Origin of the sequence: Nonomuraea sp. NPDC050790 (assembly GCF_044456745.1) — a bacterium.
Taxonomy (GTDB): Bacteria; Actinomycetota; Actinomycetes; order Streptosporangiales; family Streptosporangiaceae; genus Nonomuraea.
Genome location: NZ_JBITGF010000001.1, coordinates 1,837,841 through 1,848,453, shown reverse-complemented (window position 1 = coordinate 1,848,453; position 10,613 = coordinate 1,837,841). Strand labels below are relative to the sequence as shown.

General features: G+C 74.5%; 10 protein-coding genes. 5 read left to right on the top strand and 5 right to left on the bottom strand.

All coding sequences use genetic code 11. The features are described 5' to 3' along the window. The first annotated feature begins 29 nt into the window (after nucleotides 1-29). On the top strand, nucleotides 30-1,214 hold the full coding sequence (locus tag ACIBEJ_RS08310; protein ID WP_397181937.1) for an ROK family protein: 1,185 nt from the start codon (nucleotides 30-32) through the stop codon (nucleotides 1,212-1,214). An 83-nt stretch (nucleotides 1,215-1,297) separates the two neighbouring features. On the opposite strand, the gene ACIBEJ_RS08305 is transcribed toward ACIBEJ_RS08310, so the two are convergent. Then, nucleotides 1,298-3,013: a PucR family transcriptional regulator gene (locus ACIBEJ_RS08305; protein WP_397181936.1), complete on the bottom strand. Its 1,716-nt coding sequence runs from the start codon at nucleotides 3,011-3,013 to the stop codon at nucleotides 1,298-1,300. A gap of 87 nt (nucleotides 3,014-3,100) precedes the next feature. Further along, on the bottom strand, nucleotides 3,101-4,213 hold the full coding sequence (menC, locus tag ACIBEJ_RS08300) for an o-succinylbenzoate synthase (protein ID WP_397181935.1): 1,113 nt from the start codon (nucleotides 4,211-4,213) through the stop codon (nucleotides 3,101-3,103). A 236-nt stretch (nucleotides 4,214-4,449) separates the two neighbouring features. Here menC and ACIBEJ_RS08295 point away from each other — a divergent pair, with 236 nt between their 5' ends. The 3 genes from ACIBEJ_RS08295 to ACIBEJ_RS08285 are packed head-to-tail and all read left to right on the top strand — an operon-like array spanning nucleotide 4,450 to nucleotide 5,839. Further along, nucleotides 4,450-4,758 carry a hypothetical protein gene (locus ACIBEJ_RS08295; protein ID WP_397181934.1) on the top strand — a complete coding sequence of 103 codons (309 nt, stop codon included), beginning with the start codon at nucleotides 4,450-4,452 and terminating at the stop codon, nucleotides 4,756-4,758. Continuing rightward, complete coding sequence (locus ACIBEJ_RS08290; protein WP_397181933.1) at nucleotides 4,755-5,618, top strand: sensor histidine kinase; 864 nt, start codon at nucleotides 4,755-4,757, stop codon at nucleotides 5,616-5,618. Before ACIBEJ_RS08295 ends, ACIBEJ_RS08290 begins: the two co-directional genes overlap by 4 nt. Before the next feature lie 5 nt (nucleotides 5,619-5,623). Further along, nucleotides 5,624-5,839 (top strand): hypothetical protein, encoded by a 216-nt coding sequence (locus ACIBEJ_RS08285; protein WP_397181932.1) that lies wholly within the window; start codon nucleotides 5,624-5,626, stop codon nucleotides 5,837-5,839. A gap of 102 nt (nucleotides 5,840-5,941) precedes the next feature. On the opposite strand, the gene ACIBEJ_RS08280 is transcribed toward ACIBEJ_RS08285, so the two are convergent. Both ACIBEJ_RS08280 and ACIBEJ_RS08275 read right to left on the bottom strand, forming a co-directional pair. Further along, complete coding sequence (locus tag ACIBEJ_RS08280; RefSeq protein WP_397181931.1) at nucleotides 5,942-6,742, bottom strand: substrate-binding periplasmic protein; 801 nt, start codon at nucleotides 6,740-6,742, stop codon at nucleotides 5,942-5,944. Further along, the gene (locus ACIBEJ_RS08275) at nucleotides 6,739-8,061 is read right to left on the bottom strand and encodes a hypothetical protein (RefSeq protein ID WP_397181930.1); all 1,323 of its coding nucleotides are present in this window, start codon (nucleotides 8,059-8,061) and stop codon (nucleotides 6,739-6,741) included. Before ACIBEJ_RS08275 ends, ACIBEJ_RS08280 begins: the two co-directional genes overlap by 4 nt. 144 nt (nucleotides 8,062-8,205) lie before the next feature. Here ACIBEJ_RS08275 and ACIBEJ_RS08270 point away from each other — a divergent pair, with 144 nt between their 5' ends. Further along, the gene (locus tag ACIBEJ_RS08270; RefSeq protein ID WP_397181929.1) at nucleotides 8,206-8,943 is read left to right on the top strand and encodes a hypothetical protein; all 738 of its coding nucleotides are present in this window, start codon (nucleotides 8,206-8,208) and stop codon (nucleotides 8,941-8,943) included. Here ACIBEJ_RS08270 and ACIBEJ_RS08265 read toward each other — a convergent pair. Beyond that, nucleotides 8,879-10,606 (bottom strand): GNAT family N-acetyltransferase, encoded by a 1,728-nt coding sequence (locus ACIBEJ_RS08265; protein WP_397181928.1) that lies wholly within the window; start codon nucleotides 10,604-10,606, stop codon nucleotides 8,879-8,881. The genes ACIBEJ_RS08270 and ACIBEJ_RS08265 overlap by 65 nt on opposite strands. Between the last annotated feature and the right edge of the window lie 7 nt (nucleotides 10,607-10,613).

Here is a 10,613-nt window from a genome sequence, read left to right as displayed (position 1 = left end):
GAAGGGCCGCTCGGATACGCTCTGAAGCCGTGAACCCCCCACAACCCGGGACTCCCCGCCTGATGCGGGCCATCAACGAGCGCATCGCGCTCAGGGTCCTGCTGGAGCGCGGGCCGATGACGCGTCCCGAGCTCGGCGAGTTCACCGGCCTGTCGAAGCCGACCGCCTTCCAGCTCCTGGCCCGTCTGCAGGCGGCGGGGCTGGTGGTCAGCGACGGCATGCGCTCGGGTCAGGCGGGACGCAACGCCGAGACGTACCGCATCAACCCGTCCGCGGCCCACGTGGCGGCGATGAGCGTCACCGTCGGCACCGTCGAGGTCCAGGTGGCCGACATCACCGGCACGGTTGTGGGCGAGCACCCGCCACCTTCTGGCCGCGACCCCGGCCCGGTCGTGGAGCGGCTGCGGGTGGCTCTGGACGCCGCCACTCCGGCGGGGGCGTCGTTGAGCAGGGTGGTCGTCGGCGTGCGTGCGGCGGTCGATCCCCTGAGCGGCAGCGTCGGGCGGGTCGCGGAGGAGGGGCTGCCGGGGTGGCGCGAGCCGAGCCTGGTGCCCACGCTCAGTGCGGCTCTCGGCGCGCCGGTCAGCCTGGAGAACGACGTCAACCTCGTCGCCCTGGCCGAACAGGCGAGGGGCGCCGCCGCCGGGTGCGCGGACTTCGTCCTGCTGTGGGTGGACGACGGGCTGGGCGCCGCGCTGGTGATCGACGGACGCCTGCACCGCGGCTTCTTCGGCGCCGCCGGGGAGGTCTGCCACATGCCGATCTCGGGTACGGTGACCGCCCGCGACGCCGGACGGCACGGCAGCCACGGATTCCAGTCGGTCGGCGGCGGCGCCGCGATCCGCGACCTGCTCGGCACCTGCGGGATCGACCACCAGGACTTCGGCCAGTCCGTACGCGCGGCGGCGGCCATGGCGGGGGAGTCCGGCCGCGCGGCCCAGGACGCCGCCGCTGGGCTGCGGGTCGTGGCCGGGCGGCTGGCCGTGGGACTGGCCGCCATCGCCTCCGTGGTCGATCCCGGACTGATCGTGCTCGCCGGTGGCGTCGCGGAGGCGGGCGGCGAACGGCTGCGCGATCTCGTGGAACGCGAACTCCACGTCCTCATCCCGACCCGGCCCGCGGTCCGGAGATCCGAGCTGACCGGAAACCCGGTGCTGGCAGGCGCGATGGACCTGGCCCTGGCCACGGCCCGCGACGAACTCTTCGGCCGCTGACCCCCGCGGCGGATCCCTCTGACCTCGCGCAGTCGTCACGCTGACCTCGCGCAGCCGTCCGCGGAGAGTCCGCCCGGTGGCGGTCAGCTCTCCGGGGCGGATCTGATGGAGATCAGGCGGAGTTGCAGCATGGCCGACAGGCGCGCGGCCGGGTCGGTGAGGTCGAGGCCGCCCACCTCGGCCGCCCGCCGCAGCCGGTAGCGGAAGGTGTTGGGATGCACGTACATCGCCGAGGCGGCCGCCACCACGTCGCCGAACGCCTCCAGCCAGCAGCGCAGCGTCTCGACCAAACTGGTCTGGTGCTCGGCGTCATAGGCGGCCACGCGGGCCAGCGCGCCGCTGGGCAGGTCGCCGCGCGGGATCCGGTCGGCCAGCTCAAGCAGCAGCGCGTCCACGTGGACGTCGTCCAGCCTGGCCACCCGCCGCCCCGGCAGCACCCCGGCACGCAGGACACGCAACGCCCGCTCCGCCCCCGAGCGCGAGCGGTCCAGTGCGGAGCTGTCCGGAGCAAGCGGCCCCACCCCGACCAGCGCGAGGGACCCCACCCCGGCCGTTGCGGAGGGCCCCGGTCCGGCGGGTGCGGGCGGCGCCGCTCCGGCTGCCGTGAGGGGGCCCGGCGCGGCGTGCGTGAGGGGGTTCGGTTCGGGTTGGGGGCGGGGGGTGATTCGGGTGAGGAAGTCGGCGGCGATCTGGGCGGCGCGTTCCTCCGCCTCCTGTCCGTTGTGGGGGAGGGGCAGGATGCCGTACGCGATGTCGTCGATCAACGCCACCACAGCGCGGGGATGTGCGGCCGACAGGTGCAGGGCGAACGCGTCGGCCAGCCGCCCGCGCTCGGCGGCCAGGTGCGCGGGCGGGGGTGGCTGAGACGCCGGGGCGGCCACGGTGAGGGCGAGGACGACGGCGGGCTCGTCCTTCAGCCCCAGGCGGCGCACTGCCTCGGAAGCACCCGGCCCGCCGGCCAGGGCGGCGGTGAGCAGGTCGGCGCGTAGCCGTCGCTCCCTGTCCTCGTCGGCCCGCTGCCACACCATGTGCATCGCGACCAGCTTGGACGCCTCGTAGAGCGCCGCGCCCCGCTCCTCGTCCAGCGGCTCGGGGACGACCACCCAGATCGTGCCCAGGATCTCGTCACCGGCGCGCACCGCGACGGCGGCCCGGGGTAGTTCGCCGGTCTCGGGCAGCGGCGCCACGAACACGGGCCGACCGCTGCGGTAGATCGCCTGGAAGACGCCGCGTTCCTCCAGGATCTCGGTGTAGTCCCTGGGGACCTGGCGGCCGAGGATCGTGCGTACCCGCGACGGGTCGGCCTCCTCCTGCCGGTTGGAGAAGGCCAGCACGCGCGAGTGCCGGTCCTCGATGGTGACGGGCGCGTCGAGCAGCGCAGAGATGGCCCCGGCGACCGCGAACAGGTCACCCGACCGGATCCTGCCCAGCCCGGCGCCGTCGCGGGTGAGGGCGCGGAGTGTTTCCGCCAGGTGTGTCCACGACGCCCCGCGCGCCAGCGCGAGCACCGCCACCCCCGCAGCGCGCGCCGCCTCCGGCAGCGCCTCATCCGCTACGACAGGTCCGCGCACCACGAGCCCCACCGCGCCCCGTTCGCCCAGCTCGGTCACGACCCGGGCGATCTCGGCGGGCTCACGCAGGCCCACGCCCAGCACCAGCGCGTTGTCCGGCAGCTCCGGCTCGTCCAGGGGATCGTGGATGACCACGCCCCCGACCGCGCGGGCGAGGTCGCCGCAGACGACGTCCAGCAGCGTGGAGCCGAGCGCCTCCAGGACGCGGGCGAGCGGGAGATCGGGCACACGCCAGAAGCTAGCCCAGCAGAGGCGCCGGTTCAGCGGTCGGGACGGACGAAATGCCCGGCCCGCGTTGGTAGGGGGCGACAAACCTCAACGCGCGTGCACCGGCACCCAGTCCTGGGCCACCGTCACCGCGTCCAGCACGTCCGGGATCGGGCTGACGCCGATTCCGGGCCCCGACGGCACCGCGAGATGCCCGTCCACCAGCCGGAACGGCGGCGTGAGGTCGGTGTGGTAGTACCGCTCGGAGGCCGAGGTGTCGCCGGGCAGGACGAACCCGGGCAGCGCGGCCAGCGCGACGTTCGCCGCCCGGCCGAGTCCGGTCTCCAGCATGCCGCCGCACCACACCGGCACGTCGAGGGCCGCGCACACGTCGTGGATGCGCCTGGCCTCCAGGTAGCCGCCGACCCGGCCGGGCTTGATGTTCACGACCCGGCACGCCCCGAGCGCGATCGCGTCGGCGGCGGCCCGCGCGGACACGATCGACTCGTCGAGGCAGATCGGCGTGGTGATCCGCCCGGCCAGCTCCGCGTGCCCGATCAGGTCGTCCTCGGCCAGCGGCTGCTCCAGCAGCAGCAGCCTGAACGGGTCGAGCCCGGCCAGGTGCCCGGCGTCGCCGCGCCGGTAGGCGGCGTTCGCGTCGGCCTGCAGCGGGATGTCGCCGAAGCGCTCGCGCACGGCCCTGACCGGTTCGACGTCCCAGCCGGGCTCGATCTTGAGCTTGACGCGCAGGTAGCCCGCGTCCAGGTGGGCGGCGACCGTGTCCAGCAGTTCGGGGATCGACCCGGTGATCCCCACCGACACCCCGCAGGGCACCGTGGTGCGTACGGCGCCGAGCGCCCGGCCGAACGAGACGCCCAGGGCGCGCAGCTCCGCGTCCAGGACCGCGGTCTCCAGCGCGGCCTTGGCCATCCGGTGGCCCTTGAACGCGGCGAGGGCCGGTGCCACCCGGTGCGCGTCCAGCTCCGCCACCCCGGCCAGCGCCGGGACCAGGTGGCGGGTCAGCACGTCGCGGGCGGCGTGCGTGTACTCGGCGGAGTAGAGCGGCGCCGTCCCCGCCCCGCACTCGCCCCACCCCTCGGCCTCGTCGGTGACCGCGCGCAGCACCAGCGCCTCGCGCACGGTCTCCGTGCCGAACGACGTCCTGAACGGTGACACCAGCGGCATCCGGATCGTCCGGATCTCGACTCCGGTGAGCTTCATGACCCCTCCTGCCCGTCGACGGCCCGGAACCCGCGGCCGACCGGGTCATGGTGGCAGCCGCTCCCGCCCCGCGGCTGGTCGCCGGGCACACCAGGAGGAGCGCCGGTTCGTCCAAGCGAACAAACCAGGCCAGGCCCATGGACCGAGCCGGGTGGACGAACTGCGCCAAGCTGGGCGAAGGGATCAAGCCGGGCGCGCGAACCTAGCCGGGCGGGTGATGCGCGTAGATTGGTCGAGTGATCCCTTGGGTGCGGAGCCGGCCCTGGCTCGGCGATCTGGGCCTCGCGGCGGTGGTCCTGGCCGCGGAACTGCCCAGGACGGGTTCGGTCAAGAGCCTGCTGATCACGCTGGCTTGCGCGGGGCTGGTCGCGCTGGGCAGGCGGCATCCGGTCCCCGTGGTGGCGCTGGGCGCGGCGGCGGTCTCGGCGATCCAGAACGTGGATTCGCTGACGGCGCACCCGCCGACCGGCGTGACGGTCGCGCTGTTCCCGATGATCCCGGTCACGGCCGGTTACGTGGTCGGCCTGCGCGCGTCAGCGTGGTGAGCCTCTACATGGGCCTGGCCAGAAGACTGATCCCGTCCGACGGTGAAAGGGCCCGGCAGGTCCTGCGAACCGGAGAGGACACCACCAGGCAGGCGATGATCGAGATGCGCCACCTGCTGGAGGCGCTGCGCACGGACGGCGAGCACGGCGTCGGCACGGCCGGGCTGCCCGCGCTGGTCGAGGAGTCGGGCAACGCCGCCCTGGAGGTCAGCGGCGAGGTGGTCGCGCTGCCCGCGCTTGTGGACCGCGTCGTCCAGGAGGCGCTGACCAACACCCGCAAGCACGCCGCGGGCGCGGCCTCCCGCGTACGGCTGGCGTACCTGCCCGGCCGGAGGCTTCCTCGTGCGGGCCTGCCCAGCCGCCCGTCTTCCGCCGGTGCCTGGACCAGGGCGTCGCCAGGGCGCACGCGCATGGCCCGCCGTACCGCCACCACGTCCCCGGCCAGGCCGAGCAGCGCCGCCTCCGCGAGCAGCATCGTGCTGCCCGGGACGCGCGCCGATGGCCCGCAGCACCGCCAGTCCGGTGCTCCTGCGCCGGACCGACAGCCCCATGACCGCCGCCACCATGCCGACCGCGACCAGCTCGGTCACGTACACCAGGAACCACAGGGTGTTGAACCCTCCGCCCGTGTCCACGACGATGTTGCCCTCGGCCAAGCCGCGGGCGACGCCGGTCGAGACGCGCACCGGAGCGAGTTCTCCCGGTTGTACGGCTCCAGCACCCGCCCGACTGGTGGTGCCAGGCCCCCGCCGCCACCCCCATCTCGACCCCGCCCGCGGCGACCCCGGCCGCCCTGGCCAGCCGCGCGTCCAGCACCACCTCGCCCGGCGCCCGCGGCGGGCGGCCCCGCTCGATCCTGAACGGCGTGAGCGCCGCGGCGCTCCACCCGTGCCCGCCCGGGCTCGCGAACCGGTCGCCCGGCACGCTCACCGTCCGCCCGCGCACCGCCAGCGGCACGACGAAGGTGAGGTCGGGCACCGCCCGCGCCACCTCGGGCAGCGCTTCGACGGCGCGCCCCAGATCGGGCGGCAACGCCCCCGGCACGCCGCCCGCGCCGACGACCATGGGGACACCGGCATAGCGCTCGACCACGGGCCGCTGCCGGTCGGCGGAGTCGACCCCGCCGCCGTCGCCGCGGATCCTCCGCATCCAGGCCGGTCTTCGGCGGGTACCTGGGTACCGCCTACGAGCAGCCCTCGAACTGCGGTACCGAGATCACCGACAGGTCGATGCCCGACGCGCCGAACCATTTGTGCAGCAGCGTCCTTGCCGTCCCGTCCTGGTACATGCCGGTGATGGCCCGGTTGAGCTCCTCGCAGCCGTCGACGTCGCCCTTGCGCACGCCGATCGAGGTGCGCTGCTCGTTGAACGTCGCGCCGACCAGATGCAGGTCGACGCCCGGCTTGGTGAGCAGCCCCGCCAGGATCTGGCTGTTGGTGGAGATCGCGTCGATCCGGCCGTCCTTGATCATGTCCAGGCAGACGTCGTAGTCGGGCGCTTCGACCGGCAGCGCCCTGACCCGGCGCTCGTCCACGATCCGCTGGGCGATGTTGGTGCCGCGCACCCAGCAGATCCGGCGCCCCTCCAGGTCGCGGACGTCGCGGATGGCGTCCTTGTCGGCCGGCCGTACCGCGATGTCCTGGAAGTCGACGTGGTACGGCCCGGCGAAGTCGATCACCTTCTTCCGCTCCGGCGTGACCGACATGTGGGCGAACACCACGTCGGCCCGCCCGTCGGTGAGGACGGTGAGCTGGTCGCCGGCCTTGATCTCCAGCCAGCGGATCCGCTTGCCCAGCCGGGTGACGAGGTCGCGGGCCACGTCGATGTTGAAGCCCTGGTAGCCGCCGTCGGGGCCCTTGACGCTGATCAGCGGCACGTCGGAGCGGATCGCGACGACCAGTTCGTCCTTGTCCGCGAACGACGCGGGCCGGGCCGCGCCGCACGCGGTGAGCGCCAGGACCAGGCAGATCAGCAGTCTTCTCACCGGTACTCCCTCAGCCGGGGCCGGACACCGGCCAGGACGAGCACCGCCCCGGCGGCCAGCCCCGCCGGGACCCACCGCCACAGCGTCACCAGGGCGCCGTCGCCGCTGCCGACGGCCCGCTCGAAGTCCGCTTCGTGCCGCCGCACCAGCTCCGCGAGCACCTGGTCGTAGCCTTCGTAGGCCCGGGTGAGCTCGCCGTCCCAGAACTTGATCGCCGCCTCGCCCGACATGGCCCGCATCCGCGCGTCGGCCTGCTGGAAACGCTGGTAGGCGGCGAAGACCCGGTCGCGGTCGAGGCCCGCCAGGCCGCCGAGCAGCCCCTCGAAGTCGCGGTGCAGCCTGCTCTGGTAGTCGGGCAGGCTGGTGGACTCGACGGCGGCGACCGTACGCGACTTGTCCAGGAAGGTGTGCTCGTAGGTGTCCTTGCGGAAGCGGTCGAGCAGGTAGCGGCTCTGGTCGCCGTGCATGCTCTTGCTGATCGCCCGCGCCCTGGTCAGCGTGAGCACCGCGTCGAACCCCCGGCCCTTCGCCTCCTCCAGCGCCCGCCCCTGCCCGCCCAGCAGGGCCAGGCCGCCCGCCAGCCCGGCCGCGGTCAGCAGCGTGGCCACCACCAGCGCGGGCGCCAGGATCCTGCGGAACCTGCGGGTCAGGTACGCCTGCAGGCCCACCAGGCAGGCCAGCGCCAGCAGCCCGGTGACCACGATCGCGGCGCGGGCCCGCGAGGTGGCCGAACGCTCCTCCTGGTGCGCCCGGCGGACGATCGTCCCGGTCTCCAGCGTCAGGTTGTACGCCTGGGGCAGCAGCACGCGGTGCATGAGATCGGTGGCCCGCTGGTAGGCGGCGACCACGGTGTCGGGCGGCGCGCCCGCGGTGTGCTCGGACTGGGCGTCCAGCAGCCGGGCGTCGGCGGCCAGCCGTTCGTAGCGGCCGAGGCCCTCGATCAGCGCCTCGACCGTGCGCTGGTCGGCGGGGTTGTCCTGGGCCAGCCGGTAGGACCTCAGCAGGCTGGCGGAGATCTCCGCGCGCCGCCGGTCGTAGCCGGTCAGGTCGGCCTGGCGCCGCGGGCCGTACTCCCTGCCGAGCAGCAGGGTCTCGGCGAGCAGCGCGTCCATCTCCGACATCTGCCGGTACAGGCCCGTCGTGGCGAGCACCTGGGGTCCGGCCTCGTGCCCGATGGTGCGCAGGCCCGCGCCCGTGCTCGCCGCCCCGGCCGCGAACGCGCCCAGCAGCAGCGCCAGCGCCAGCAGCGACAGGCCCGACAGCGCGCGCACCCGCCCGGAGACCGATCTCTCCCGCCGGGCCGGCACCGTCACCGTCATGGGCCGCTCCGGCGTGTGCGCACCGCGCCTCCCGAGATCGACCTGTGCCAAGAATTCGAGCATGACCGCGAGCGGGACGGCTCCGCAAGTGGCCGGGGTACAACCTGATGAGACACGATCATCTACGGGACGGCGGTGCCGGGCATGGCGGAGCGTGCGAGGGTCATCGAGCGGAGGTTACGCGCGCATCCGGAGGTGTCCGACTGCGCCGTGGTCCGCGACGGGGACACGCTGATCGCCTACGCCGTGTCACCCGGCGGGGTGACCGGTGCGGAGCTCGGCGCGTACCTGCTGGAACGCCTGCCGCGGCGGCGGGCGCCCGACCTGGTGGCCGTGGTGCCGGTGCTGCCGCGCACGCCGGAGGGCGGGATCGATCGCGGGAGCCTGCCGCTGCCCGTGCGGGCCGGGCCGGGAAGCGGTGGCGGCGGCAAGGCGGGCGGCTGGGACGGCGACCCCGCGACGATGGCGCCGGTCTGGGGGCTGGTCGCCGTTGTGTCGGGGATGGTGGCGTTCGCGCTGACGGACGTGCTCTGGCCGTACTCGACGGATCTGACCGGGGTGCCGCAGCCGTGGGCGGGGTTCTTCCGCGGGCTCTACGCCGCCGAGTACGTCGCGTTCGGGCTGGGTGTGATGTTCCTGCTGTTCGGGCGGACGTTCCTGGCCCGGCTGGAGCGCCCGGCCTGGCTGACCACGCTCGCGCACCTGGCGATCACCTGGCTGCTGGTCGCCTGGTGGCCGCAGGACAACTTCTACCGGCTCGCCGCCAAGACGGACTGGTCGCGCCAGGCCGCGCTGGTCTACGGGTTCAACATCACGCTCATGATCGCCGCGGCCGTGGTCGTCGCGTACGTGGCCGCCAGGCCCGCCGGGGCGGAGCGGTGAACAGGGCGCCGAGCGCCTCGTTCGCGCAGCGCACCGCCGCCTCGGCCGCGTCGAGCGCACCGGCCGTGCGCGCCGCGATCGCCACGCCGAGGTACGGCCGCGCCGCCTCGGCCGCCGTCGGCACCGTGACCAGCAACGTGGCACCGAGCTCCCGGCACTCCCTGGCCATGCCCTCGGCGTGCGCGCGCAGCGCGGCCGGAGGCAGGCGGGCGCCGAGCGGCAGCCAGTCCAGGGTGCGGACGAGGTGCCGCCCGCCGCGCAGGCGGTCCAGCCGGGCCTGGACGCTGAACGCCGCCGCCGGGCCGGTGAGCCGCAGGTTGATCTCGGTCGGGGCCAGGCGGCCGGCGGGGTCCGCGACGTAGTCGACGTCGTACCAGCCCCGGTAGCCGTGCGCGGCCAGCGCCGTGCCGACCGCGCGGCCGAAGCGTGCGGCCGTCCCGGCGAGCGCGGCGGGCAGTGTGTCCGGGCCGACGGTGACGCCCTGGTAGCGGGTGCTGTCCATGATCATCATGCCGGTGCCGACCGGGTGGACCGCGCCGTCGTCGGAGATGACCGCGTCGAAGGTGGGGAACGGGCCCGCGCCCGGCACGTACTCCTCCAGCAGGCCGCCCGTGCGCGCCCATCGCCGCGCCAGCGCCCCGATCCGCGGGGTCGAGGCGGTCACGATCCGCGTGCCCGAGCCGCCGACGCCGTACTCGGACTTCAGCACCAGCGGCGCCCCTTGGGCCAGCTCACGCAGCAGCTCCCGCCGCGAGCCGATCTTCCGCTGCCACGGCACCGCGATCCCCGGATGCTCGCCGGCCAGGGCCAGGAACAGTTGGTGCGCGCCGCGCTTGGACTCGAACCGCTCGACCGCCGCCCGCACACCCGCCGCCGACGGCACGATCCCCTCGAACTCCGCACTCCGCCCCCACACCAGCACCCGCTCTCCGGCCAGGCGTCGCATGAGCTTGGGCCGGGAGGCGATCGCCGCCGACACCCTGCCGTCCGCGGCGACGCCGCTGTGCACCTCCACCTCGCCCCAGCCGAGCACGTCCGTCAGATCCCGGATCCACGCCTCGTCCACCGGCTCGGGCAGCACCACGACAGAGGGATGCGGGCCCGCGAACACCGCCAGGCAGGAGTAATGATCCCGGCCCATCGGGACGTGGCTGAAGCCCCTGTTGAACTCGGCGACGTTCCCGACGTGCACCGCCGGCCGCCCGCCCGTCCACGCGTCCACCCACGACGGCTCAGGACCGGGCGGCCACGCGCACAGCAACGGCAGCCCGCCGGACAGCCCGCGACGCTCCGCCCCCATCGCCAGGTAGAAGCCCTCGGCGTGCGGGTCGGAGGCGATCGACAGCCGCGTGTACCCGAGCCGCCCCGCCTCCCGAAGCACGTGGCGATACAGCAGCCCGCCCACCCCTTGGCCGATCGCCTCCGGCTCCACGAACAGCATGCCCAGCTCACCGTCCGGCGGCTCCCCGGCCAGCCTCGCGAACCCGGCCACGCGCCCGTCCCGCTCCGCGACCACCGTCCCGGTGACGTCCCTGAGCCGCAGCTCCTCCCGGCAGGCTGCCATGAACGCGGGGCCGTACCCCCAGGACGCCTTGGACCGCATCGCCAACCGGCTCAGCGGCTCGGCCTCCTCCGGCCGTGCGGCGCGCACGTGTTCGCTCACCCGGCCT

Bases quoted from the DNA above. Each gene is read 5' to 3' on its own strand.
- menC (WP_397181935.1), bottom strand. From the start codon at position 4,213: ATGAAGCTCACCGGAGTCGAGATCCGGACGATCCGGATGCCGCTGGTG.
- ACIBEJ_RS08275 (WP_397181930.1), bottom strand. From the start codon at position 8,061: ATGACGGTGACGGTGCCGGCCCGGCGGGAGAGATCGGTCTCCGGGCGG.
- ACIBEJ_RS08270 (WP_397181929.1), top strand. From the start codon at position 8,206: ATGGCGGAGCGTGCGAGGGTCATCGAGCGGAGGTTACGCGCGCATCCG.